General features: G+C 47.2%; 18 protein-coding genes and 1 pseudogene. 17 read left to right on the top strand and 2 right to left on the bottom strand.

Going from position 1 to position 26,087, the window contains the following annotated elements:
- Positions 1–391 precede the first annotated feature (391 nt).
- From GPK39_RS08815 to GPK39_RS08775, 6 genes and pseudogenes are all read left to right on the top strand, one after another.
- Positions 392–1,000 (top strand): PBECR4 domain-containing protein, encoded by a 609-nt coding sequence (locus GPK39_RS08815; protein WP_215675090.1) that lies wholly within the window; start codon positions 392–394, stop codon positions 998–1,000.
- A 958-nt stretch (positions 1,001–1,958) separates the two neighbouring features.
- Positions 1,959–2,822: pseudogene (locus GPK39_RS09585) on the top strand (N-acetylmuramoyl-L-alanine amidase family protein); the annotation flags it as partial.
- Complete coding sequence (locus tag GPK39_RS09835; RefSeq protein ID WP_423237421.1) at positions 2,792–3,214, top strand: hypothetical protein; 423 nt, start codon at positions 2,792–2,794, stop codon at positions 3,212–3,214. The pseudogene GPK39_RS09585 and the gene GPK39_RS09835, both read left to right, overlap by 31 nt.
- Before the next feature lie 80 nt (positions 3,215–3,294).
- Positions 3,295–5,505, top strand: coding sequence for a hypothetical protein (locus GPK39_RS08785; protein WP_215675086.1), 2,211 nt, complete (start codon positions 3,295–3,297; stop codon positions 5,503–5,505).
- Between the two features lie 262 nt (positions 5,506–5,767).
- On the top strand, positions 5,768–7,282 hold the full coding sequence (locus GPK39_RS08780) for a GH25 family lysozyme (RefSeq protein ID WP_215675084.1): 1,515 nt from the start codon (positions 5,768–5,770) through the stop codon (positions 7,280–7,282).
- 64 nt (positions 7,283–7,346) lie between these two features.
- Positions 7,347–8,330, top strand: coding sequence for a C39 family peptidase (locus GPK39_RS08775; RefSeq protein ID WP_215675082.1), 984 nt, complete (start codon positions 7,347–7,349; stop codon positions 8,328–8,330).
- 61 nt (positions 8,331–8,391) lie between these two features.
- Here the strand turns inward: GPK39_RS08775 and GPK39_RS08770 are convergent, their stop codons facing one another.
- Positions 8,392–9,333 carry a DMT family transporter gene (locus GPK39_RS08770; RefSeq protein ID WP_215675080.1) on the bottom strand — a complete coding sequence of 314 codons (942 nt, stop codon included), beginning with the start codon at positions 9,331–9,333 and terminating at the stop codon, positions 8,392–8,394.
- Positions 9,334–9,335: 2 nt separating this feature from the next.
- Positions 9,336–11,108, bottom strand: coding sequence for a phosphotransferase (locus tag GPK39_RS08765; protein ID WP_215675078.1), 1,773 nt, complete (start codon positions 11,106–11,108; stop codon positions 9,336–9,338).
- Between the two features lie 165 nt (positions 11,109–11,273).
- On the opposite strand from GPK39_RS08765, the gene GPK39_RS09670 reads away from it, so the two are divergent.
- The 11 genes from GPK39_RS09670 (at position 11,274) to GPK39_RS08710 (ending at position 25,989) form a co-directional block, all read left to right on the top strand.
- Positions 11,274–13,445 carry an NlpC/P60 family protein gene (locus tag GPK39_RS09670; RefSeq protein ID WP_215675076.1) on the top strand — a complete coding sequence of 724 codons (2,172 nt, stop codon included), beginning with the start codon at positions 11,274–11,276 and terminating at the stop codon, positions 13,443–13,445.
- Between the two features lie 43 nt (positions 13,446–13,488).
- Positions 13,489–15,558 (top strand): L,D-transpeptidase family protein, encoded by a 2,070-nt coding sequence (locus GPK39_RS08755; RefSeq protein WP_215675074.1) that lies wholly within the window; start codon positions 13,489–13,491, stop codon positions 15,556–15,558.
- A gap of 267 nt (positions 15,559–15,825) precedes the next feature.
- The gene (locus GPK39_RS08750; RefSeq protein WP_156327692.1) at positions 15,826–16,794 is read left to right on the top strand and encodes a glycosyltransferase family protein; all 969 of its coding nucleotides are present in this window, start codon (positions 15,826–15,828) and stop codon (positions 16,792–16,794) included.
- A gap of 14 nt (positions 16,795–16,808) precedes the next feature.
- Complete coding sequence (locus GPK39_RS08745) at positions 16,809–17,633, top strand: LicD family protein (protein ID WP_055286589.1); 825 nt, start codon at positions 16,809–16,811, stop codon at positions 17,631–17,633.
- Between the two features lie 3 nt (positions 17,634–17,636).
- Positions 17,637–18,881 carry a lipopolysaccharide biosynthesis protein gene (locus GPK39_RS08740; protein WP_215675072.1) on the top strand — a complete coding sequence of 415 codons (1,245 nt, stop codon included), beginning with the start codon at positions 17,637–17,639 and terminating at the stop codon, positions 18,879–18,881.
- A 128-nt stretch (positions 18,882–19,009) separates the two neighbouring features.
- Positions 19,010–20,116, top strand: coding sequence for a non-hydrolyzing UDP-N-acetylglucosamine 2-epimerase (gene wecB / locus GPK39_RS08735; RefSeq protein WP_215675070.1), 1,107 nt, complete (start codon positions 19,010–19,012; stop codon positions 20,114–20,116).
- Positions 20,117–20,416: 300 nt separating this feature from the next.
- On the top strand, positions 20,417–21,121 hold the full coding sequence (locus GPK39_RS08730; protein ID WP_082421898.1) for a glycosyltransferase family 2 protein: 705 nt from the start codon (positions 20,417–20,419) through the stop codon (positions 21,119–21,121).
- Position 21,122: 1 nt separating this feature from the next.
- Positions 21,123–21,476 carry a DUF2304 domain-containing protein gene (locus GPK39_RS08725; protein WP_055286595.1) on the top strand — a complete coding sequence of 118 codons (354 nt, stop codon included), beginning with the start codon at positions 21,123–21,125 and terminating at the stop codon, positions 21,474–21,476.
- A 4-nt stretch (positions 21,477–21,480) separates the two neighbouring features.
- Positions 21,481–22,275 carry a glycosyltransferase family 2 protein gene (locus GPK39_RS08720; RefSeq protein WP_082421899.1) on the top strand — a complete coding sequence of 265 codons (795 nt, stop codon included), beginning with the start codon at positions 21,481–21,483 and terminating at the stop codon, positions 22,273–22,275.
- Between the two features lie 213 nt (positions 22,276–22,488).
- Positions 22,489–24,030: a DUF2142 domain-containing protein gene (locus GPK39_RS08715; RefSeq protein ID WP_215675068.1), complete on the top strand. Its 1,542-nt coding sequence runs from the start codon at positions 22,489–22,491 to the stop codon at positions 24,028–24,030.
- A 111-nt stretch (positions 24,031–24,141) separates the two neighbouring features.
- Positions 24,142–25,989 (top strand): hypothetical protein, encoded by a 1,848-nt coding sequence (locus GPK39_RS08710; protein ID WP_082421900.1) that lies wholly within the window; start codon positions 24,142–24,144, stop codon positions 25,987–25,989.
- Positions 25,990–26,087: the final 98 nt, after the last annotated feature.

Here is a 26,087-nt window from a genome sequence, read left to right as displayed (position 1 = left end):
TCAGGGTATCGGGTTCCCACATTCATCCGCACATGTGCGGATGAATGTGGGAGGTGTTCGGATGAAGTTGATAATCAAGGTTTGAATTTAATTTGACCATGCCCGTGCGTAGCTTGCTTTAGTGGCTTGAGTTATAGATAATAATCTTGAGCTAAGCTCCGTGTGGCGGCACGTAAAAGCTGTACTGTGCTTGGGCAGGTAAAAAGTCCAAGACGATTAGATATCCGAGAGGATATCGAGCCCGCACCGGGGAGATAAGGTGAGTCCGCGCCGGGGACTATAATTCCGGCGACAACTAGGTTTCCGTGAGGATGCCGCGGCTGACAGCCAGCAGAAAACCGCCTCTTTGATTATCAGCCGGGGTTATCCCGGCTTTTTTGATTGGGGCAGTATGGGTAGGGCTGAAGATCGGAAGGCGATAGTTGCGGAAATTAATCAGGCAGCAAAACTTTATCGCGGTTTTCTTGTCGGAAAGTCATTCATGTACGTTTTCGATGACAGGTATATCGAAGTTATTTATAAGGCCGAAAATTTCAAGCATTTAACTGGCGTAGATAGTCATTTGTCGGCTAAGCAGTTTTTCAAATTGGCATCCAGAGGAAAACTTGCTGCGTCGCAGATCGACTTTTCGAATCGCCATCCCTACGCTCTGTGTCGCAGAAAAGTCAACCATATTGTTCAGCTTGCCTCTTTTGCAACCTCCGCGTGCTTTATGCTCGAAGACATATCAACAAAATCGCAGTGCTATAAGTTTGGAACAACAGACTTAAACTTTTCCTTACTCATGAACTATAGGGGCGGTTGTTATATTGCTGAATCTTTAAGGGACGAAGATTGTTTTTCAAAGGCCCACGATGCGCATCTGGTCACTCATATCTTTTCGAGACAGAACGATAAGAAGCTATATGATTCCCTCTTGTTTAAAGATGGTGAGTTCGATGATTCCCAGCTTCCAAGAACTATTAGGTCTCTCCTAGATCCCTCTCTTCTTGCTCATTAGAAGATTCAAAGACGCGTGCGAGCGCCCATACACTCTCTCCGCTTGCCGCATACTTAAACGATTTACGTCGACTTTTCCCGCTGTTGCAGGGATTCGATCTGTTATGAGTCTGGGCTAGGATTTGATCTTAATACGCTGATGAGTACTGCCACCAGGCATTTCCCAACCCTGTTTATTGGCTTGCCGTGTAGATCGGCGCACTCATGCCTGTTGTCTTGTTGGGCCATCATCGCCGTTGCATCCTGCTTGTTGCTCTGGCCTACCTTTGTGTTTTGTTGCACGGGCCTTCTTATGCTGTGAGTGCGGAAAGCCTGTTTATAGACAAGGTCACGTACTACGAGTCGGGCGTCTCAGAGGCTTCCGAGCCTGGACCGATGCCGACCATCTTGAATTGGACAGCTTCGCGGTCGAGGCATTTGGCGCCAGGGGGAGGCGGGCTTCCGCACCATCTTTACGCCCTATGCCGAGCTGTACCACTACGAGTTCACCTCACGTGGCAGGGAAGAGGCCAACGAGGAAAAACTGCGCCGCTGGAAACGTGAACAGGCGCTGTTCATGCAACGCTGGCCTGAGTTCTTCTTGGGAGGCGATCCGTGGCTCGGACCAAACCTATCCTCCGACAGTGAGTACTTCTCGCTTTAGAGCGAAGTAATTCCAAGATCCGGCAAAGTATCCTCAAGAGCTGCAAGAGCGGTGGGGTTCAAGTCCTCCTCGTTGAAGCGGCTCTTGTCATATCGAAAACGTGTGTCAGGATTTTTTAGGTGGCCGTATTAATTAAATTGGTTCGCTTCTGTGCTCGGTTTGACTCAGAAGCTATTTAGCGTAACGGTTGAGGTGTGGCGACTCATATTTAAATTGCAGTCACAAAGACACCTTTTATCGATTTCCCGTTGAAATACTGAATTGATAGTTTAAAAATAACTTAAGAGAGCCTTAAATCTCGGAAAAAGGATGTCGTATGAAAAACCTTCGAGAAAGATGGCACGGACTAACAGTGCTGGGAGTTGTTGCATTTGCTGCTGCCTGCATGACGGTTGCCCCGGCGCCCTCATTTGCTGATATTGCTGGCGGTGGCGAAGGCGGTGGACCGATTACGGAATGGTGTTCCGACGGTCGTCCGAAGACTGGACTCGTTCGGTGCGAGGACGGCAACCTTCGCTATTTCGATCCCGAAACTGGCGCCATGGTCACGAACCAGTGGCATAACGAATACGAAGCTGTCTGGTACTATTTTGGCGCTGACGGGACCGCGGTGTCGGGCTGGCAGTCTATCGGTGGGGACAAGTATTACTTCTATCCCGAAAACCATGATATGGCATACGGCCGAGTTCAGATTGACGGCAAGAACTACTTCCTGAACACCCCTGGTGCCAACGCCGATGGCCGCATGCAGCATAGTGGCTGGTTCTACGACTCCATCTACGGAAAGTGGTCCTATGCGACCTCCGACGGTGAGCTATTGACCGGTTGGCATAATCTCGGCGGGGCTTGGTACTATTTCAACGAATCTGGGGTCATGCTGACTGGCTGGATCAACGATTCGGGTACCTGGTACTACACTAATGCCTCCGGTGCGATGGCCACTGGCTGGCTCAACATCGGCGGTACGTGGTACTACCTCGACGGTTCGGGCGCCATGGTCGCTAACAGCTGGCGCAGCCTCGGCGGCTCCTGGTACTGGTTCGGCGACTCCGGTGCAATGGCCACTGGCTGGTTCTTGGCAGGCGGCTCTTGGTACTATGCGAGCGGTTCGGGCGCCATGGCAACCGGCTGGCTCAGCAATGGCGGCACGTGGTATTGGCTCGGAGGTTCGGGCGCTATGCCTCTAACTCTTGGGCTAACGTTGGTGGAGTTTGGTACTGGTTCGACGATTCCGGCGCGATGGCCACCGGCTGGCGTCAGGTCGGCGGCGCCTGGTACTACTTTAGCGGTTCCGGCGCTATGGCCCACGACGCCTGGGTCGGCGACTACTACCTCCAGTCTTCCGGTGCCATGGCTACGAATGCCTGGGTTGGCTCCTACTATGTCGGCGAGGACGGCAAGTGGATTCCGGGCTACGGTTTAGTTTGGTATAAGAGCGGTAGCCATGTTTACCATACGCATAAGTGCCGTACCGTTGGCAAGGACGCAAAGGGCTATTCGCAGATCTCTATCCAGGAGGCCCAGAGGCGTGGCGCTTCACGAGAGTGCAAAAACTGCCAGCAAATTGGCTAGTACATTACTGAGTTAGTTTTGATTGAGGCCCCGTTGCCCTGAGGTGACGGGGCCACTGCGTGATTGGATACTGTGCTGCTATGAAGAAATGGTCATTCGGGGTGCTGGTCTTTTCGGGCCTTGTTTCTTTGGGGCTCCTTTTGGGTTCGCCCTCGATGTTATACGCCCTTGATTTGAATAACACTGACGAAGGTCCCGCATCTAACGTTGCTATTGCTTCTGTCGAGTCAGGCGTTGATGCTCAGCGCGAATCGACCTTCGCTGTCGAGCAGAACTCTCAGGTGGATAATGAGACCCCTTCCGAGGTTTCGAATCAAATTATTTGGCATCAGGGGTGGATATCACCCGAAGAAGGGGCTGGTTTTTGGCGTTGGGGCTTGTCCGACGGAACAATCGCTGTTTCTTCTTGGAGACATATAAACGGTAGGTGGTACTGGTTCGACGACGAAGGTCGAATGGCTCAGGATGGGTTGGTTCAAGTCGGGGGTGCGACGTATGCCTTCTCCTCTTCGGGCGCAATGCGTGTCGGCTGGTACCTAGATTCTACGGGCTCCACTTCTGCTTGGCGTTATTTCTCCGGTTCTGGCGCCATGGTAAAAGGCTGGCTTTCAGACGGCAGCAACTGGTATTGGCTGGATGATGAGGGCAAGATGGTCCACGATACAATGCTGCAGATCGGGGAAGCCACGTATGGATTCTCCTCTTCTGGCGCAATGCTTATCGGATGGCACCTTGATGCTTCCGTCTGGCATTATTTCTCCGGCTCTGGCGCCCTGGTAAAGGGTTGGCTCTCGGATGGGGGCCGTTGGTACTGGCTTGATCCTGCGGACGGTTCTATGGCAACCGGGCTGAATGCATGCAATGGAACCCCTTATATCTTTAACGGGTCGGGGGCCATGCTCTCCTCTCAGTGGGCACTTGTTGACAATAACTGGTATTACGCTGACTCCAACGGCTTGCTGCATGGAGGCTGGTTGCTTCTAGGGAATTCTTGGTATTACCTGGATCCAGGAAGCCATATTATGCTCACGGGCTTTGTGCAAGTGGGCTCGTCCACCTATTTCCTTACGAGTTCAGGTGCCATGGCAACAGGCTGGGCACTTGCTGATGGTACTTGGTATTACGCCGCATCAAGCGGAGCTATTCAACGAGGACGGTGGATAAAGTCCGGAAGCGCCTGGTATTACCTTGATGATGTATCCGGCGCAATGCGTACTGGTGAATTCGCGGTAGGAAGCACGCACTATTTTTCTTATGATTCCGGCGCGATGGCATCTTCGTGCTGGATTAACTTGGGCGACGGTATGTCATGGGCGAATTCGTCTGGAGCACTGAGCGATCCGTTGCCTACTTCATCTGATGGATCTCCCGTAATCGCTGATCGTGCCGACTTGTCTTCATTGCCAGGTACAATTCATATTGGAGACGCAGTTTTCTATGCGGACGCAAACGGTGTCGTTAATGTGGCATCTGGTTGGATTATGTCGAATGACGCTTCTGACGAAAACGGCAATACTTGGTACTACGCATCTTCCAATGGTGTCCTTAAGTCTGGTTGGCAATATGTCAACGGTGCGTGGTATTGGATGGACCCTTCCACATTCAAGATGAAAACTGGATGGCTTAATGACGGCGGTACGTGGTACTGGCTCCAGCCTTCGGGCGCCATGTTTGCTAACGGGTGGCTGAAAATCGATGGCGTTGACTATTACTTCAATGCAAGTGGTGCATGGTTGAATACGTCTGGTTCTGTTTTAGGGGTTAATAGGTCCAGCCTGGTCAATTGGCTTATGAGCCACGAGAACGATGGCTATTACCGTGGAACACGCTATGATACGCATCTTAGCCAAGAATCATGCATGTATCCAAAGGGTGATCCTCGTTGGGACGGGTATACCGGTATGAACTGCGGCGGATTTGTATCGCATGCATATATGAAAGCAGGCGGGAATTTAGCTCCAATTGCCGCCGAGCAGAGCCATTCCCCTTGGAGTGGTGGTCCCGGAAGGGGCGGCTGCGTTAACGCTTATCGTTGGTACGGCTACGCTATCGATACGTGCGCAAACGTGACTTATTTCAACTCTATTGATGAGTTGTTACGTAGCGGTTTGGCTCGTAAGGGGGACATTGTATTCTTCAATCCTTACAACCCATATGCGGACGATAGCCACATTGGCTTTTTCTGGGGCAATTCGCCGAGCGAAAACTTGTTTTGGCATAGTGACGGTTATGGAAACCGTATTTCTGGTTTGACTGCTTTGGGTCCATCGAAAGTAATATTGATTCGTTAGAATTCCGAGTTGTAGGGGACTCTCTGGGCCCCCTGCCTTTTTGACATCTGGTTTGAAAGCTAACTGATGTCGGCATTCTTTGGGCAAAGAGTAGGGACCAGGAGTCCTTGGTTTCACCCTGCTGGGAAGTTCTTGTTTACATTGTGGTATTGCGTGCAGTTATTTGTCGTCCTGGATGGCGCCTTGTCCAGTTGGATGTTCGGGAATCCTTCACAGCCATGCTGTAAGCTAGACGCAAACAAGAACGAATGACGAGGTTTACATGAGCAAACATCTTAAGTTATTTTCGGCATTGTTGGTGCTGATGGTCCTTGCGCCCATTTCTGTGTTTGTTTTTCCCTCGAACGCGGAAGCTGCGCGGTCCCTAGTTGAGAATTCCTGGCGTTATGAGGATGGGCAATTGGTCGCAGAGGATGCTTCTTCCGAAGAAGATGGAATAGCCTTATTGTCCATGGACATTCTTCCCGATGGGGCTACGGCGCAGGGCATCGATGTCAGTGAGCATCAAGGACGTATTGACTGGAATGCTGTTAAGGCTTCTGGTATCGATTTCGCTATTCTGCGTGTTGGATTTGGCGCTCCATCTTGGGGCGGTCGAGTTGACTATCAATTTAATCGAAATATTTCTGAGTGCGAGCGACTCGGAATTCCCTACGGCGTCTATATCTATTCATATGCTTTTGATAATCAGCAGGCAGCTGATGAGGCATCAATGGTGATCAATTGCCTTTCTGGGCATAATCCAAGATTGCCGGTGTATTACGATCTTGAGGATAACTCGATAATTGCAAATGGACGTCAAACCGGAATTGCATTGAGGGCGCAGGTTTTTTGTAATAGGATTTCTGCCGCAGGATATGAGCCTGGTATTTATGCAAATTTAAATTGGTTTAACAACATTTTGACTGACTCTGTATTTAAGAGTAGCTCTTGGGATCATTGGATTGCTCAATATAACTCGCAATGTGACTATACCGGCAATTACAGTTTTTGGCAGTATAAGAGCAACGGAAAAGTCCCTGGAATCAACGGCAACGTTGATATGAACTACGCGTATGTTGATGTCTCCCTTTATCATTGGCAACTAATTGACAGCACCTGGTATTATGCAGCCTCCAACGGCAAGGCGTATACCGGATGGTTGTTTCAGAGTGGCACGTGGTACTGGCTCGAGCCCGACGTGGGCGGTGCCATGGCTACCGGCCTTCACGAGTGCAACGGCTCCCTGTACTGGTTTAATTCGTCCGGCGCGATGGCGACCGGGTGGGTCCTCGACGGCGGGACCTGGTACTACGCGACTGGCTCCGGCGCGCTGGCGCGCGGCCCCGTATCCGTCGGCGGCGTGCCCTACTGCTTCGACGCCCGGACGGGTGCCATGCTGACGGGCTACCAGACGGACGCGCAGGGCGTCCGCCGCTACTTCGGCAGCTGCGGCCCCCTTAACGGCTGGGGCCTCGTCGACGGCTCCTGGTACTGGTTCGCTGACGGTATCGCCTCGACCGGCTGGCTTTACACCGGCGGTTCCTGGTACTGGCTCGACCCCGACGCGGGCGGCGCCATGGTGACGGGCCTCCACGCGTGCAACGGCTCAGCGTACTGGTTCAGCGCCTCCGGCGCGATGGCGACCGGATGGGTCCTCGACGGCGGGACCTGGTACTACGCGACTGGCTCCGGCGCCCTCGCCTCCGGCTGGCTCAACCTAAACGGTGCGTGGTACTGGCTCGACCCCACGACGCACGCCATGGCCACCGGGCGTTCAAACTATCGGATCATGTGAATACATATTTAATAGTACCGGCAAGATGATGGCTAATTGCTGGTCAAACGGTGATGGGTCTTGGATGTATCATTCGTCATCCAGCGGCGCAATTGACCTTAAAGGCATCATGACCGATTCGGGAATCCAGCTGATTGACGACGACGGTAATGCCAGAACTGGTTGGATTGAGAGTCAGGGTGCTCGATATTATTGTTCTGCTAGTGGAGTAATTCTGACTGGGTGGCAGCAAATTGCTGGGTCTTGGTATTACTTTAACCCGGATGGTCGAATGGCGACCGGCTGGCTTAACGATGGCAGCAACTGGTACTGGCTGGATTCCGCTTCTGGCGCGATGAAAACGGGATGGCTTTCCCTTGGGGGCACATGGTATTACCTTGATGTCGCACGTGGGGGAGTAATGTTGAGTAACGGTTGGTATTGGATCGGCTCTACTGACTACAAGTTCAGTTCATCCGGCGCAATGGTTGGCGCTTGGGTCGATGTCCCGTGCTATTCGCAGTACCCGGAACTTCCTACTGGCTGTGAGTCGGTTGCCCTTACAAACTTGCTTAACTACTATGGTTTCGGTTTAGGTAAGACGATTATTGCGGATTACTATTTGCCCAAGGGAAGCAATGGCAATTTTGTTACCGCTTTTGATGGCAATCCAAGGCGTAGCAGCGGGGGTCTCATGGGATGCGTCGCACCTGCGATTACTATTGCTGGTAATAACTTTCTGCGTGCTGCTGGAAGTGGCAAGCAGGCAAAAGACGTCTCTTTCTCGTCAATTTCTTCCATTAAGAACAGACTGACCTGTGGTCAACCTGTTGAGATGTGGAATACCGAGTGGGGAAGTTGGCCAGGAGGCCGTTATGCTGCACGTTGGTATAATGGGCATTCTTATGGCCTGTGGGGCGGTAATCATGCCGTAGTCCTTAAAGGCTATGATGACGAGCAGGGAATTGTCTATCTTTCGGATTCGATTAACGGCAATGTTACGCGAAATGCCCAGGTGTTCTTCGGCACATGGCAACAGATGGATAGCCAGGCCGTGGTAATTGAATAGCCATGATGCTAAAAGGGGAGAGCTCGACGAGCTCTCCCCTTTTACTACATTGTTAATCAAGCTAAGCCGTCTTATTACGTTCAAATAGTTCGTCCCAGTTACTGGCTGCCAAAACTGTTCCGCATACAATTACAATGCAGCAGATTACGGATGCCATGTCGGGAATTATTCCAAGCAAGATCAGGCCAAAGACCACCGACCATGCCGAATAGGAGATATTCAGAGCCATCGCACGCGCTGCTCCGATTGCTGCAATGCCCTTGTAATAGAACAGATAGGATGCAGTTCCCGCGAGTCCGGCGAGTGCAATAATCAATGTGGGCATGCTCGGGATAGCACCCAGCGTGAAATGCCATGCTCCGAAGAGGGGGAGTACGAGCACTCCATAAACAAGCGCACTTGTAGTTTCGCGGATTTGCAAAGCCGTTTCGTCATCAACGGCATCATCTTTCATTCCCCATGCGCACAGCACCGCTTCGGATCCCCATCCGATAACGGCAAGCACCGCGCCGAGTAAGCCGAGAGGGGCATTTGCAATCTCGCTCGACCCGGCCGATAGATAGCCCATCGTCATTACGCCGCAAAGAGCAACGAGAAGGGAAAGAATCTGTCCTTTGCCCATTTTCTCTTTCAGCAGCACGAAAGAAAGGAATGCTCCGACCGCGGGATAGAAGGCGGAGATGATTGCCGTATAGGCAGCTCCGATGTTATTAATTGCCAATACGTAGCCGGTCATCCCGATAGGCCCACCGAGCAGAGCGCCGGCGATGACGACCTTGCCCGAACGAGTTTTAAGTGCAGCGAGCGTGTCTTTTAATCTGCCTCGAACTCCCATGTAGCCAAAGAGCCAGATTGCACAGAAGGCATCATGGAGAAAGGATCCCGCAATGGAGGCGCATGCAAGCGCTTCCGCCGATCCAATATAGGGCGCGAGCGCCAAACCGATTCCAAGAATTACTGTATCAAGGCCCCAAAGAAGGCCGCTAAAAAAGCCGAATTGCATCGTTACTCACCTTTCCGATAGATCTCCAGTGCCTTTTTAAGGTATTTGGCACCGTAATTGAAGTAGATATAGAGCCACTCGCCCACGAAGTCACCTTCGGTTTCTTTCAGAAGAGACCAGAGGTACCAGCACCATCCTGCAAGGGCAATGTGCGCATAGTTATGCGCAACTTCGTTGTTTGTTGCCTTGCGCCCAAAATATGCATCAAGCGCGCGGTCGACTTCATCTTCGGAAAGCTCGCAGCAGACACTGCACGTTCCAAAATCGTTTGCGTAATCGCTCATGCCAGCATATTCCCAGTCAATGAGATAGTACTTGTCGTTCTCATCGATAAGGAAATTTAGGTAAAAGAAGTCATTGTGGCAAAGGCATTTTGGTGCATTATCGGCCTGTACAAAGCGCTCCAATTCATCGATTTCGGCGGACATTTCCCTGTAGCCTGGAATGTCGATGGGACCTTTTTCCAGAAGAAGTGATTCGTAGCGCTTCGCTTCGAGGTAGAAGTCAAATTCGGTTTCGACATTTGCACCACTCTCGTGAAGCGAACGACACATCTGCATCATTCGATTCATTTGGGCAGCATCATGCGGATCAGGCTGCTTTGCGTTGGGTACAAACTTCGAAATTTTCCAACCACGCTTTGGGTCCTCATGAATGAACGTGTCGTCAAGGCCGAGTTCCTTGGCTTTTTTAAGTGCGGCTACTTCTCCATTTCTGTTAATAAGCAGTTCGGTCCCGACTCCCGGATGGCGGTAAACGTACTCTCCGTCATTGGTTCTAAAGTGGCACGATAGATTCGTAAGACCTTGTTTAAGGGGATAAACGTCGTGAATCTCTGATTTGGAGCAGCCGAGCACTTGCTCGATGTTATCGAAAATATCGGAGTCAACGTTTTCGATAAAATGCGGATCAAAGGCACGCAGCTCATCAAGAGAATCGAATTCGTTGATCTCGCCCTCAGGATACTTCTTGATAACCATATCGAGCTCTTTGATGTGCTCGATATATAGATCTTCCCAAAGCTTGTCCGTTGTTTCGGGCTTGTTATATTCCGTTTCGAGAATCTGCTTAAATGCAAGCGAGAAGGCTTTATCAAAGTAGACATGTCCGAGCATATACCAAGCATCGGAACCGCCAATCGTAACATTGGTAATTCTGTCCATTGCTCCGGTTTGAATGCACCATTCTTTGGTGGCGCCTTCAGCATATTGAGCAGAATAAAATGCTTTCCAAACGTATGCTTCGAACGGATTGTTTAGAAGGTAATCATCGCTTGAGCAAATATAGGTGTTGCCAAGCCGCTCTTTTACGCACATAAGCGATGCGTGGTTATTTTTGGATGCATATTCGTTGTTGACGACAATCGAGACGCCGAACTTGCTTTCGAGATAGAAGAAATATTCTTTTTTATAGCCGACAACGACGGTGATATTGCTGATACCTGCGTCTTGCAGCTGCCTAATCTGTCGCTCAATGAGGATCTCACCACGTACTTTTAAAAGGCCTTTGGGCTTTTCATACGAAATGGGAGCAAAGCGGCTCGAAAGCCCCGCAGCCAATATCACTGCGTTTTCAACCTTATAGGGATGAAGCGCTTCGTAACCGCTGTCGGTTAGGCTGTCCGATTCGAGAAGGCCCTGATTCGTAAGCTCTTTATTTGCTGCGTTTACCGATCCAAGTGAGAGGCCAGTGCGCTCGGCAACTTCTCGCTGGCTGGCATATGGGTTCTTTAGGTATTCGTACAGAACTGTAAAGTTACGCTTGGTCAGTTCCACTGCAGGCCTCCAATTAAGATGTTCATTGCTTAGGAAAAGAATAGAATGATTGAACGATATGTTCAATCAATTGTATTTAGCTACATAGACTGAACAGAAAGTAGCGAAAATCAATCTCGAAAGGTGGATTAAAATAACTAAATAGGATATCTGGGAGGGTCGCTTATGTATCGATTCGAAAAGAAGGCCACGCTTGTTTGTGCTGCTGCGTCATTAATCACTGCTTGCTGCTTGCCCCTGAGTGCGAATGTCGCGTTTGCACAGGATTCCGTTGAGGCTCAGAGTATTGAGTCAAAAGCGGATTTTTCTTCTGTGGTTTCCGATGATTTGCAACCTGATAATTCTTCCGTCATAAAAGATGGCTGGCAACGAGACGAGTCGTCTGGAGTTTGGTATTACGGAAAAAACGGTAAACACCAAACTGGCTGGCTGCAAAGCGGGGGCTATTGGTATTGGCTTGATCCGGCCAATGATGGTGCAATGCAGACAGGTTATTTCAATGTGACCGATGCTGGCGGATCGACTGCTTCGTTTTATGCGAATGACGGCAATGCCGCAACGCCTTTTGGCGCGCTATATCAGAACTGCTGGCTACGTAACTCAGATGGAAATTGGTTTTATGCCAATGCTGGAGGCGATTTAGCTGCTGATTGGTTTTATCAAGACGGCACATGGTATTACCTGGATCCTGCCACCCATATAATGCAGGTTGGTTTTGTCGACCTCGGGAGCGGGAAATACTATTTAGATGCCACTGGTGCTATGAAAACCGGCTGGATTCTCGTTGACGGGAATTGGTACTGGGCTTATTCATCGGGTGCCCTTGCTTCGTCATGGCAAACGATAGGTGGGGCTCGCTATTATTTTGACCCACAGACGTTCATCATGTTTAAGGGTCGTCAAAAGATTGATGGAAGAACCTACATTTTTGGTGACTATGGCCTCGCAAATGGATGGTACAAAGACGGAGCAGATTGGTATTGCTGCTCTAACGGTATTGCGGCCACTGGCTGGAAACTCGTTAACGGCGCTTGGTATTATCTCGACCCAGCTTCCGACGGCAAAATGTTCGTTGGGTATTTAGACCTTGGTAACGCGGCATATTATTTGAACCCCAATGGGGCTATGGCTGTTGGTTGGGCTCAGTCCGAGGACGGCTGGTATTTCGCCTCCCAATCTGGTGCACTTATTTCTGGCTGGTATAAAGAGGGCACGAGCTGGTATTACCTGGACCCTGTTAGCCATCTCATGAAAACGGGCTTATTTGAGGTGGGCGGCAACGATTGTTTTGCAAACCAGAGCGGTAGGCTTGTGGTTTCAAGCTGGGTTACCGTTAATGACGGCGTTCAAAGATACGCTAATGATAATGGATATCTTTGCAAGGATGTGATTCGCGAAAACGGCACTATCCTAAAAACCGCTGGAGCTGATGGTTGGCAGGTTGCGTCCGGCTGGGTTAATGTCGCAAATCTTAGGTTTTACGCTGAGCCCGGAACGGGTGCCATTCATCTTGGGTGGCTGCAGATTGACGGCGATTGGTATTGGCTTGATGCCGATTCTGGCGTGATGAAGACCGGATGGGTTTTTACTGGCGGTGCATGGTATTACCTAAACGCTGACGGAAAAATGGCAACTGGTTGGAAATGCCTGAATGGAACATGGTATTACCTTGAGTCCAATGGAAGCATGCATGTTGGCTGGCTTAAAGATTCGGGTAAGTGGTATTGGTTAGACGGCAGCGGCGCTATGGCAACGGGCGCAAGGACCATCGATGGCGTTCGTCGAGTTTTCTGGAGCGATGGACAGTGCGACAAAGTTGGCTGGCAAAATCCATCCCAGTATCCTCAGGTCAGTTCTTGGACTGTTCAGCTGCCTAGCTATTGCACCGGATACTTTACCTATGTGACCCCTTCTCGCATTTCTGTCGAAGCAACGCGGGAAGATTGCGTGAACGCTTTTATCCAGCGCGCCTATGAGTATATTGGTACGCAATATATTGAGCCTTGGTCTACCGCTCCCGGTGGAGCTGTTGATTGCTCTGGTTTTGTCTTGCAGTGCCTTTATGCTACTGGCATGGATATGGGTGTTTACAACCCTTATAACCATCGCTGGGATCCAAGCCAAACCTACAATTCGATGAATTGGTATCGAAGCAATATCTTTATGCCCGTGAGCACGAACTCGGTTCAGCGCGGCGATGTGATTTATTACCGTGGGCATATCGCAATTGCACTTGGCGGCGGTATGATGATTGACTCCTGGCCTCATCAGGGCGTCGGAATTCATCCCATTAGCGCAAGGGGAAATGTGATCGGCGCAGCCCGTCCATTTATTTAATTGATTTGCTGTAAGACGGTCGATATCGGTTTGGGGGCCTGAAATGAATGTCCAGATTGAACATCGAATTTGTTGGCGAGTAATTGGCTTGATGCTATTTTCCGCCTTGCTCTCAGTTTCAGTTCCCGCATTTTCTTGCACTGCTTATGCCGTGGAAGAGGGGGCGGATAACGGTGTCGTTGACCGCGACTCGACAGGAGGGTCGGGAGCATTTGTCGATGGCGGTTGCTCTCAAGATTCCAGTGATTGTGCCGGCAAAACATCGGAAGATTCGAACCAACAGGTTGTCGAAAGCCAAGAACCGTCGAGGACAGAAAAGCTATCTGGATGGCAATGGAACGGTTTGTCCTGGTATTACTATCTTGACGGCTGTCGTTTGACCGGAATGCAGAATATTGACGACTCGTTGTACTATTTGGACCCCGCTCGTGACGGTGCAATGAGCTGCGGCTGGATTTTTACTGACAATAAGTGGTATTACGCGAGTCCATCAGGCGCTTTGGCAAGTGGCTGGCAGTTTATAGGAGGTCAATGGTACTGGTTTGACTCCCTTAACAGCTGTTCTATGGCTACTGGTCGACGTGTTATTGATGGGCATCCTTATCTTCTTGGAGCCTATGGGCTGATTAATGGATGGTGTCTTGATAACGGTTTATGGTATTGGGGTTGCCATGGTGAAGTTTTAACAGGCTGGCTCCAAGCTGACAATAGTTGGTATTGGCTTGATCCCGCCAATGATGGCGCCATGTCTAGGGGTATCGTTTCCGTCGGTTCGTCTCGTTACTATTTATCTGATTCCGGCGCAATGGTTGTAGGCTGGGCGTTTGATGGTACGGACTGGTATTACGCTGACGGTTCCGGCGCACTTGCGTCGGGCTGGCGTTCGGTGAACGGCGCTTGGTATTGGCTTGATGTCGCAAATGACAATAGAATGGTTACCGGCTTTTATGTCATCGGATCCAATCGGTATCATTTTTCTTCAACGGGAGCGCTGTCACTCGGCTGGTTTATGAGCGATGGAGACTGGTATTACGCTGAGCCTTCTCATGCCTCGGGCATTGTAAAGACGGGATGGCTGAAGGACGGTAGTCAATGCTATTATCTCGATCCTGCCGCCGACGGTAGAATGCTGCTTGGCCATTTCTCTGTAAATGGGAAAAGCTATTATGCAAAAGCTTCAGGCGCTGTTGCTTGTCGTGAATGGGTAGATGCTCAGGGCTCGTATGCAGAAGAGCCGTCTAAGGCTTTTGCTGGTTCTGATTGCTCATTGTGTGGAGCATTGCGTAATGGAAAACTGTTTACATCAAACGGCGATGGCGAATTAGCCGAAGCTCACGGGTTTGTGACGCTTGGGGGCTGCAAGTTCTATGCTGATCCAACCGATGGCTCCCCCTGCGTTGGGTGGAAGAGCGTAAATGGAAAATGGTATTTCTTTGATGAGACCGCTGGCTATGCACGATCTGGCTGGCTGTACAAGGATAGCTCCTGGTTCTATTTGGGCCCATCTACCTACGTTATGAAAACCGGCTGGCTTTCCGTTAACGGATCTTGGTATTACTTGAATTCGTCTGGTTATATGCAAACAGGGTGGCTTAACCTGGGGGGTACCTGGTATTGGCTTGACGCTAGTGGCGCCATGGCTACTGGCTGGCGCGTTGTGGACGGATCCTGGAATTACTTCATGGCCAACGGTGCGTGGGTGTCAGACTATATGGATGCTAAAGCTCAAAGTTATTCAAGCAATACAAATTGGTTGATACTTGTCGATACGTCACGTTGTGTTACGAGCATTTATACTGGGTCATGGAATAATTGGACCTTAAACCGTCGATATGTATGCTCGACGGGCAAAGCCAGCACACCTACGGTGAAAGGGGAGTACCAAGTCTACGGAAAGGGATACTCCTTTGGGCATGGATATACTTGCTATTACTACACGCAGTTCTATGGTGATTACCTGTTCCATTCCTCGCCCTACTACGTTAACAGCAACCGCGTGATGGATCCCACGATGGGTGTTCCATCCTCTGCGGGATGTGTTCGCCTTGAGATTCAGAACGCAAAATGGATTTACGATAATATTCCTTATGGAACAAAGGTTGTTACGTATTAAGAGATTTCTGCATCAATATCTTCAACGGAAGAATAAGTCGCATGTCTTTTGTAAGAGGGTCAAGTTTCGTACTGGTTTGATAAATGGACGATTCATCAAAGATATCTACTAAGTGGATTAATTAGTCTGGGCATTGGAGTAATTCAAGAGATGAAAAAAACCTGTTTTGTTCTTAGTGGTAATGCGTATCTATGTCCTTATTTGTTCAACTTTTATGTCGATAATACTCCCGGGGAAAAATACCTTGTCTACTGGAATAGGGATGGCGTGGAAGAGACGCTAGGGTCGATTAAGGGCATTGAATATGCTAAGCCCTGCCCAGATACTGGTTTATTACGCAGGCTTTACAGTTATTTTGCCTATATGTTGTTTGTAAATAAACAGCTATTAAATAGTGATTTTGATCACATAGTTTTACTTAATACTATTGCTGGTTATTTTGCGTTTCCTGCACTGCTTATTAAGTATCGCAAACGCTATGTAATGGATGTTCGAGATTACGGAGGAGAGTTTAATCCGATTCTGGGCCTCATGTCTCGCGCTATAGTGTCCTTTGCTGGAATCGTGGTGCTTTCATCACGTTTTTATGCCGCTTTTCTCGCCCCTTCTGAATACAGTTATGTCCACAATCTACAGCGACCGTCATTCTCTGATCTTGATGCTAGTTCATGTGTGAATAGTTTAAATGGCAATCCTTCTTTACCGATCGTGATTGCATTCATTGGTAGTGTTGGCCAGTATATTGAGCAACATGTTAAGTTGATTAATATGTTTAAAAATGATTCACGTTTCCGTTTGATGTTTGCAGGAGCTGGATCTGAAAAGCTAAAGGATTATTGTAGAAATAATCACGTAGAAAACGTCCAACTGTTAGGGAGGTTTGCACCTGAAAAAATGTACTCTTTATATACAGGAGTCAACATAATCCACAATCTGTACGGCAATGGGGATCCATTTCTCGATTACGCTATTTCTAACAAAATGTATATAGCTGCCCAGCTTCATATGCCAATTCTTGTTTGCCCGAATACCGCAATGGAAACAATGGCAAGTGATTATGGTATTGGTTTTACACTTGATTTAGATAATACAAATGTTAATTGGCCCGATTTATTGTTCGAATACTATACCAGTCTAGATTCGAATAGCTTTATTAAGGGTTGCGAGAAATTGTTAACCGATGCATATGATGACAATCAGAACTATTCGGATAGATATACTTCGTTCATTTCTTAAGGCTTGGTTTTTTAATGACGAATGAAATTCTTTCTTTTGATGCGGTGAAACACGAAGAACTGAAAATCTTGGTGGAATTTCACGATTTTTGTGAGAAATATAATTTGTGCTATTCGCTGTCGTATGGAACTCTAATCGGTGCCGTGCGTCATAAGGGTTTTATCCCCTGGGATGATGATATAGATGTTGTCATGCCGCGGAAGGATTACGATAAATTTCTTGGCCTTGTTCAAAGCGGTAGGTTCTCTCCGTGGCTTCGCGTTCAGGCTACAGAGATTGATGGGTATTTACCTTCATTCGCAAAAGTAATTAATCCTATGATCTCCGTTCGGACAGAGAGGGATCGCCCTTCAGTTCCAGAATGGCTTTGGATAGATGTGTTCCCAATTGACGGTATATCCGATTCAAATCTAAAGGCCACTATTATGTTTTATGAAGTGAAATTGCTTGATTTGATTTGTATTGTATCAAGGCTCAACTTCCATTATCCACATCCGATTAGCATGAAAATTCTCATGGCTATTTTTTATCCCATTTCGCTAGTGCTGCCTATAGAGAAATGGGCTTCCGAGCGTTTACATAAACTTTCAAGAAAATATGTTATTGGCGAAACAAAGAGAGCGGGACAAATCGGATGGGGGTTTGGTCTCAGGGAGGCATTTCCAAATAGTTATTTTACGGATGTAATGGATGCAGAATTTGAGGGCCATCAATTTAAAATCCCAACTCATTATGATGAGATGCTTACTCAGCTTTATGGCGACTATATGATCATTCCTCCTGCTGATAAACAGGTGTCTCATCAATTAACTGCATCAGTTAATTCAAGAACGGAGTAATTGTTGGGTTCCGATAAAGTTCTTTCGATAAAGTCTAATATTTTATGGAGTTCTATTGGCTCGATTATCGGTTTATCTTGCCAATGGTTAATAAGTGTGCTGGTGGTTCGCCTATCCTTTGGTTTTTCTGATGCTGGCTTATACTCGCTTTCGATGTCTGTCTATGGCATTTTTTTCCCAATTGCTCAATATAGGATGTATACATATCAAGTTTCAGATGTTAATGGGGAAAACACGGTAGGGGAGTATCTTTCCTTTAGATTACTAACCATACTTTTATCACTTGTTTTGACTTTTGCTTATTCGCTATTTACTTGTCGCCCTGTTTCCGTTTTCTGCATTTTTCTCTACGGCTTATATAAAAGCGCCAACCAATTGATAGATGTCCTTCATGCTGCTGATCAGCAGTTTTCCCGGATGGATTATGTTGGAGTCTCACTTGCGCTTCAGGGAGCCTTGTCTCTAGTTTTTTTCTGTGTTGCTTTATCTTGCTTTCGTTCGGTGCCGCTAGCTATATTTGCAATGTTTATTGCGGTCGTATTAGTTGGATGGTTTTACGATTTGCCACGAACTTCCGCGCTAACAAGCATTGTTGTTGGAATTAGCCGAAATAAGGCAAAGCGATTATTGATAACATGCTTGCCGGCTGTGGTTGCTGGCATAGCGGTTTCCGCGTCATCGTCAATTCCACGCCAATATTTATCTTCTGCATTGGGGGATTCTGCTCTTGGGGTCTACTCATCTATTGCGGCTCCTATTGCTATCATTCAAATGGGTGTTTCATATTTGTATAACCCCCTGCTCGGTTATTTCTCGAAAAGTTATTCAGATAAAGACAGGCGTTCTTTCTTTCGCCTATACTTTGCCTGCTTACTTGGTGCGTTAATCATCGCCGTTGTGTTCGGTATTGGTTTTGAGGTGTTTGGAAATAGCTTATTTTCATTTGTATTTGGTGATGAAATACTACCTTTCATGTATTTAGTTCCACCTATGATAGCTTCTGCTGTTTTGACTGGTCTGATGTGGCTTGTCAATGATTTGTTGATTTCATTTAGGTATTTTTCGCATACCCTTGTTGCTGGCGTGTTGATGTTTATCGTTTCACTTAGTTCAATGAAGTATTCCGTAGAAGTATTCAATTTAAATGGTGTTACAGTGTGTAGCTTAATATCTTGTCTTTTTGGACTTGTATATATGGTTGTCGTATTGTCTATCTTGTTGAGACGTCATTTTAATAATCTCGTTTAATTGCATCATTTGATTTCAGGGCGAATTGCTCTCTCCCTGACTTCTCCCTCTGAATTATTTAAATGATTATTATTTGTTCGTAATGACTATATGTATTTCAATGGTTTTTTAAGGGGCTGGTTCTTGAAATGAAAAAGGTAATGCTAGTTTTCGGAACTCGTCCGGAAGCAATTAAGATGTGCCCACTTGTGAATGTGCTCAAAACTCATCCGGATGATTTCAGTACCGTTGTTGTCGTGACTGGTCAACATCGGGAGATGCTTGAGCAGGTTTTGCATGTCTTTAATGTGGAACCCGATATTGACCTAGCAGTCATGAAGCCTGGTCAGACTCTTTTCGATGTTACGTGTAACATTCTTCTTAAAATCAAGAAGGTTCTTGAGGGGGAAAGACCGGATGTCGTGCTTGTCCATGGAGATACCACGACAAGCTTTGCTGCAGCCTTAGCTTGTTTTTATCTGCTAATTCCGGTCGGTCATGTTGAGGCTGGTTTACGCACACATGATATTGGCAGTCCTTGGCCAGAGGAGTTTAACCGCCAAGCAGTTGACATCGTGAGTCAATATTATTTCGCACCAACCGAGGTGAGCAGACAAAACCTTCTCGATGAGGGAAAAAGACCCGATAAGATTTGGGTTACAGGTAACACGGGAATTGATGCACTTCATACTACTGTGGATCCGGAGTATTCACATCATGAGCTTGACTGGGCAAAGGGTTCTCGTTTGATTCTTATCACCGCACATCGCCGTGAAAACCTTGGTGAACCTATGCATCGCATGTTCCGTGCTATTCGTCGCGTAATGGAAGATTATCCCGATACCAAAGCTATATACCCTATTCATATGAATCCTCTTGTTCGCAAGGCTGCCCATGAAGAGCTAGATGGATTTGATCGACTGCATATTATTGACCCCCTTGAAGTATTTGATTTTCATAACTTTATGGCTAAAAGCTATCTGATACTTACTGACTCAGGCGGTATTCAAGAAGAAGCGCCAAGCCTTGGCAAGCCTGTTCTTGTCATGCGTGACACTACTGAGCGTCCTGAGGGCGTTAAGGCGGGGACTTTGAAACTTGTTGGCACAGAGGAAGATGTAATTTACAACGAGTTTAGCAGGTTGCTCTCGGATGTCTCAGAGTATGAAGCGATGAGTCACGCATCCAATCCTTATGGTGATGGCCATGCAAGCGAAAGAATCGCTTCGGTTCTTTCTGACGGTCATTTACGATGAGCCGTGCTAGTAGAATCTTAGCTATATTTGATTAAGCAACTCATCTGTCTAGTTCTTTTCTATAAGATTCGTGGCATTTGCAAGAGGGTAGATGCAGGACACTTTGCGGCTATCACAGTGGTCACTACGCCGACCACAGATTGTCGATGGTGTTAACAGCTATAGTGTTTATATGTTCTAGGGCTGTTGTGGATACTGTGTTGCCTATCATGCTAGCTCCTTGCATAACATGTTGTTCGTCTTGTTGGTGCTACTTTTACTTTTAGCTAAGGATAACGGGCTATCATTGAAAGGTTGTTCATGAGCAATCATTATAGGGTGCTAGTTATTGTGCCTGCTTATAATGAAGCTGAATCAATTTGTGCGACAGTTAAAGCCGTGATTGATTCAGGATATGATTATGTCGTGGTCAATGATGGTTCAACTGATAACACGCTTGAGATTTGTCATGCTAACCATCTCAATGTACTTGATCTACCGCAGAATCTTGGCATTGGAGGGGCTGTACAAGCCGGTCATAAGTACGCTAAAAAATATGGATATAACATCGACGTTCAGGTGGATGGCGATGGGCAGCATGATCCTTGTTTTATTTCCAGTATGGTTGAGCAGATTGAAGCTGGCTGTGACTTGGTTATCGGGTCTAGGTTTCTCGAGCGAACTGGGGGGTTTCAGTCTACGTTTTTACGCCGAGTGGGTATTTCATGGCTTACTAGGGTGATTAAAATGTGTACTGGTAAGTACATAGCTGATCCGACATCTGGATTTAGGGCCTGCGGACCGAAGGCTATTGACTATTTCTGTAATAACTATCCAGTTGATTACCCTGAACCCGATTCTATTGTCTCAGTGCTTGCTCGTGGTCTGTCTGTATCTGAGGTTCCCGTTGTCATGAAAGAGAGACAAGGGGGCTCATCATCCATTTCGGGCTTTTCGAGTGCCTATTACATGGTCAAAGTTACCCTTGCAATTATTATTTCCGCATGTTCAAAAACGAGGTGTTAAAGTGCCGGTAACCCTTCGCGTTTCTGTAGCAGCGGCCTGTATTTTACTCGCTGCATACGTAGTTAAGCTTATTGTGAGTGGCAGGCTCCAACTTAAGTATTCTCTATTGTGGCTGGCGTTGGTCCTAGTCCTAGTCCTGTCTGCTCTATTTCCGCAGCCCCTGTGTTATTTATCGTCGGCGATGGGGTTTGCCACGCCTTCCAATTTTATATTTGTTCTGGGGTTTGTCTTTGGAATCTTAATCATGCTTTCACTTAGTTTAATTGCCAGCAAACAGGCCGATGCGATTAAGAACTTAACTCAACGAGTTGCATTGCTTGAAAAAGATATCGAGAGCATTCTGAGGGATAAGTAGTTCTATGTTTACGTGTAATGATCATACATTCGTAGTTTGCGCCTATGGCGAATCACCGTATTTGAGCGACTGTATATCGTCTTTAATGAACCAGCAACAACCCAGTAGGATCCTTATCTCTACTTCTACTCCGAATAAGCATATTGAGCAGGTTGCTTCTAGCTATAACTTGCCTGTATTTATTAACAATGGGATGCCAGGGATTGGTCATGACTGGAATTGTGCAATTTCTCATGCTCAAACTCCATTGGTCACCATTGCTCATCAAGATGATCTGTATTCCCCTAATTATTCAATTGAAATGCTTCGCTCTGTTAACGCCTCCAATCATCCCCTGATCTTCTTTTCTAATTATGGGGAGATTCGTAATGGGGAATATGTCGATAACATCTCGATTCTTAAAGTGAAAAGAATAATACTAAGAAAATTCGCTCGAGTTGGTAATTCATCTATAGTCAGAGACAAGCGTCGGGCTTTGCGGTTTGGATCTGCGATTTGTTGCCCTTCGGTCACGTATGTTATGTCTAATCTCGAGACACCTTTGTTTTCGAGTGAGATGAAGTGTGACTTGGACTGGGAAGCGTGGGAGAGATTCTCGCGACTTGAAGGTTCTTTTGTTTATTCTCCCGAGATTCTCATGCGTCATCGAATTCACGAAGAATCTGAGACGACCTCCTTGATCCAAAATAATACACGGAGCTCCGAAGACCTTGCTATGCTTGAGAAATTTTGGCCTAAAAAGGTTGCGAAAGTAATTCATCGACTATATTCAGTCAGCATGAATAGCAACACTCTTTAACGTCTCTGTGTTGAACGTTTCCTCTGAGTCAGTTGGCGAGCGCTTCGTGTATGACTGAATTCGGATATTAGCCTCCGAAGTCGGATGCTACGGCACTGTTCATGCGTTGATATCATCGACGCAAGCTCTGAGAAAATAATTAGCTTGTTGATATACTTGCTGCCACTATATTTAGTTGCGCTTATGTGAGTTTTGAAATTGAAGGATTCCAGCATGACGAGTTTTGTAAGATGTAAACCTGCTTTTCTTGCTTTTGCCGGTTTATTTGCAGTTTATTCAGTATTTTGGTACTTAAATAATCCTAGATTGCTTGTTCTGCTTACAATTGCGATTTCGTTAATTATAATTCTCGTACTCGGCAGCGTATTTGCTAGGGATAAGGATCGCCTTAAAAGTGAGTGGGTATTCTTGGTACTGCTCATATCATTTTTAATCATATTCTGCTTTATATTCCCTCCGTTCACCGCGCCCGATGAGGGCCATCATTATTTTTCGACTTATTGGTTGGTTGATAGCCTTCCATTTAATGCCCATGTGACTAATGACGGTGCTTTTCTGGTGCGAGATATTGATTACGCGCTATACAATAGCCGCCAACCGGGCGATGCAATTAATTCAGCTTCATTTGATTCTGTTATTGATGGTTTTTCACTATTTGGAAATGGGCAGCTGGTTCCTTTCAGTGAATTTTCTTTTAGTGCCGGCGGCGAGAATATTACTGCAAAACTGGGCTCTATCATTGGCTTGCAGATAGGGTTGTTCTTTGGACTTGGAGCTTATCCCGCGTTCTATATGGGTCGAATTGGTTCGGCTCTCGTTTTTTGCTTCTGCGCTTTCCAGGCATTTCGAATCGCACCTAAAGGCAAATCGGTCATTGTATTCGTTTCATTGTTGCCCATGACGCTTCATTTGGCAGCTTCATATTCCTATGATTCTGGAATCATTGCTTATTCACTTCTGGTATTCGCATGTTTGATGCGCGGTTTTTTTGGCGAACAGCGGTCGATAGGCAAAAGAGAAGTCTTTATATATTTAATCATTTCGGTTCTTTTGGCTCCGTGCAAGGTTATCTATTCAGGGTTGATTTTACTTGGATTGTTCGTCCCTCTTTCGCAGTTCATTGATGAGAAGACCGGGCGTTTTAGCAGGTTCTTGTTGATCTTTTGCGTTATGCTTTCTGTATTGGCCTTACGTTTGGCATCGATGAGCAGCTTGGTTTCTCAGACTTCAGATTCCTCTCGGGGCCATGAAGCGGGGCAGTTATATTCGCTCGGCGATATTCTGCTGCATCCAAAGAATAGTTTCCTTGTTTTTTGTAGAACTCTCGACTCTCTAGGTGATTTCTATTGGGAAACGACTTTGGGCTATTCCCTTGGATGGCTTCAAGAGAACTTGCGTTTCCCTGCATTCTATATGATTCCTTATTTGTTTTTCGGGTTTATTTGCTGCCTTGACTCTAGTGATGAGCCTTCGTTTCTTGCTGCTCCTGTATCGTTTCTTTTCATTTTTGCTTTCCTTTTGGCTGCACTCGGTTCCATTGCATCAATGTGGTTGGCATGGACCTTCAACTATGAAAATGTAATACAGGGTGTTCAGGGGCGCTATTTTCTTCCGGCTTTACCAGCTTTGTTGTTTGGACTAAGAACACGATTATTTAGGTTCAACTCTACTTCCATTTCCGTTGTTACTACTGGCGTCTGTGTTATGAACTGCCTATATCTTATTCGTTTTATTAGCGTCGCCTCCTGTTTGTAGATTCATCTCGCGTGCAGTTGCTTTGGTAATTTCTTGTAGTTGGGGACTTCATCTCAGGGTTGACTAGGCCTGGTCTATCAAAGGCCAATTAGATTTTATGGGAAAAGTGCAATGTTGAGAAATCGTTATTTGAGTTTTATCGGTGTGGTCTGCCTTGTATCAATTTGTTTCATCCCTCTATTATGCCCCACGGTTGCTTTTTCATTACCCGAAGATTGTGCGGTTCTAGGCGCTGATATTTCTACAGATCAATCGGTACAGGGTCCAGTTGGGCCATCGGATAGTGATCGGTTACTTTCGGATTCAGTTAACTTCACAGCGTCTATCGATTTGTCGACATATGAATACACTGGTGATGCGATTACTCCGAGGGTGTCGGTTTTTGCTGATAGCGGTTTTATGCTTACATGTGGGACTGATTATGAAGTCTTATATGCGAATAATGTTGCACCTGGCTGTGCTGATATAGCTGTAAATGGGCTTGGGGACTACGCTGGCGCTACCACCCGGTTGTCGTTCCAGATTGTTCGCTCTTCTGATAGCAAAATCGCTCTTCCTGGTTCTTGGGTTTACGAAAACGGTAAATGGTGGTGGAGATATGAGGCCGGTGGTTGGCCGTCAAACTGTTTTCTGACTATTGGGGGAGCTGAATATTATTTTGATTCCGAAGGCTACGCAGCTACTGGCTGGAGATACCTGAGTGATGGATGGCACTTATTCTCTGAATCCTGTGCGCATTTGAAGGGATGGGCTGCCACCGGCGGTCACTGGTTCTTCCTTGACGAAACATCAGGTTCAATGAAGACCGGCTGGGTTTTAGACAATCATAACTGGTACTATTTGGACTGTTCGGGCGCTATGCATACTGGCTGGCTGCTCCTTGGCAATACTTGGTATTGGCTTGAGCCTTCCGGATTAATGGCTACAGGCTTTAAACTTGTGGACGGCAGTTTGTATCATTTCTCTCAATCTGGATCCATGAACACTGGTTGGTTTGTTAATGATGGGACATGGTATTGCGCCAATGCTTCTGGAGCGATTCGTACAGGATGGTTTTACTTTGATTCTAACTGGTATTTGCTTGATTCCAATAATAATGGCGCCATGCTCGAAGGATTTCAGTCTGTAAATGGTAATTGCTATTATTTGGATTCGGATGGTGGCGGCGCATTAGTGTGCAACGCCTGGGTCTTCTCGCAAGATGGAAACGCATATTATGCGTGCAGCAGCGGCGCAATTGTGTTATCGGGTGTCAAGGACAGCGTGGGCGCAATTAAGCTCAACGACGCTGAAGGAAAGCCTATAGTAGGCTGGTATTGGTCTTCCGCGGCTCAGACGTGGTTTTACACAGATTCAAACGGGGTGCTACAGCACGGTTGGCAATTAATTGGCGAGAGGTGGTATCACCTCGACAACGAATCTGGCGTTATGAATACAGGCTGGTTCCGCGATGACGACGGGCTATGGTATTACCTTATGTCGTCAGGTCAAATGGCAACCGGCTGGAACAGTATCGATAATGGCGAGTATTTCTTTAATGTAGCTGGTGCTTGGGTAGAGCCCGAACGTTCTGCTTGTACTTCCTCTCAGTCTCAAATTGTTAGCCGCTGCTACAACGTTCCTTCTCCTGGAGTGGGATTGTGCTCGGAGTGGGTTAGCGAGGTTTTTTATCCCGTGCTAGGGTCTTATCCCAACGGTGACGCATGCGACATGTTCTGGAATTGGTGTCATAGTCGAGATATATCGCAGCTTAAGGTTGGAATGATTGTTGCGGTCCCTACTCATACGCATACTAATGCGGGGGCTCGCTGGGGACACATTGCCATTTACGTCGGTAACGGTCTGGTTATGGATAACATCGGCTACATTAGGACGACATCACTGGCCTGGTGGCTGAACTACTACCACACTACCGCTACGCCTCAGTGGGGCTGGGTTTTAAATACGCCTTTGGAATAAGATGCTCTCTGACTGTCGAGATCGCGTCGGAAATGTTGGTGTAAGCGCGCCGACGGCTGACCGCCAAACGCAAGCGGCCCCTGTCCTAGAATCTGGAA

Source organism: Collinsella aerofaciens, assembly GCF_018785245.1.
In the GTDB taxonomy this organism is placed as follows: Bacteria; Actinomycetota; Coriobacteriia; order Coriobacteriales; family Coriobacteriaceae; genus Collinsella; species Collinsella aerofaciens_AD.
Note: the sequence above shows the minus strand (reverse complement) of the source record. Positions and strands in the feature narration are given on the sequence as shown.

What these genes read in the sequence shown, in the direction of transcription:
- GPK39_RS08715 (WP_215675068.1), top strand. Translation starts at nt 22,489, where the DNA reads ATGACGAGTTTTGTAAGATGTAAACCTGCTTTTCTTGCTTTTGCCGGT.
- GPK39_RS08775 (WP_215675082.1), top strand. Translation starts at nt 7,347, where the DNA reads ATGTATCATTCGTCATCCAGCGGCGCAATTGACCTTAAAGGCATCATG.
- GPK39_RS08710 (WP_082421900.1), top strand. Translation starts at nt 24,142, where the DNA reads ATGTTGAGAAATCGTTATTTGAGTTTTATCGGTGTGGTCTGCCTTGTA.
- GPK39_RS08730 (WP_082421898.1), top strand. Translation starts at nt 20,417, where the DNA reads ATGAGCAATCATTATAGGGTGCTAGTTATTGTGCCTGCTTATAATGAA.
- GPK39_RS08815 (WP_215675090.1), top strand. Translation starts at nt 392, where the DNA reads ATGGGTAGGGCTGAAGATCGGAAGGCGATAGTTGCGGAAATTAATCAG.
- GPK39_RS08785 (WP_215675086.1), top strand. Translation starts at nt 3,295, where the DNA reads ATGAAGAAATGGTCATTCGGGGTGCTGGTCTTTTCGGGCCTTGTTTCT.
- GPK39_RS08720 (WP_082421899.1), top strand. Translation starts at nt 21,481, where the DNA reads ATGTTTACGTGTAATGATCATACATTCGTAGTTTGCGCCTATGGCGAA.
- wecB (WP_215675070.1), top strand. Translation starts at nt 19,010, where the DNA reads ATGAAAAAGGTAATGCTAGTTTTCGGAACTCGTCCGGAAGCAATTAAG.
- GPK39_RS08780 (WP_215675084.1), top strand. Translation starts at nt 5,768, where the DNA reads ATGAGCAAACATCTTAAGTTATTTTCGGCATTGTTGGTGCTGATGGTC.
- GPK39_RS08745 (WP_055286589.1), top strand. Translation starts at nt 16,809, where the DNA reads ATGACGAATGAAATTCTTTCTTTTGATGCGGTGAAACACGAAGAACTG.
- GPK39_RS09670 (WP_215675076.1), top strand. Translation starts at nt 11,274, where the DNA reads ATGTATCGATTCGAAAAGAAGGCCACGCTTGTTTGTGCTGCTGCGTCA.
- GPK39_RS08755 (WP_215675074.1), top strand. Translation starts at nt 13,489, where the DNA reads ATGAATGTCCAGATTGAACATCGAATTTGTTGGCGAGTAATTGGCTTG.
- GPK39_RS08770 (WP_215675080.1), bottom strand. Translation starts at nt 9,333, where the DNA reads ATGCAATTCGGCTTTTTTAGCGGCCTTCTTTGGGGCCTTGATACAGTA.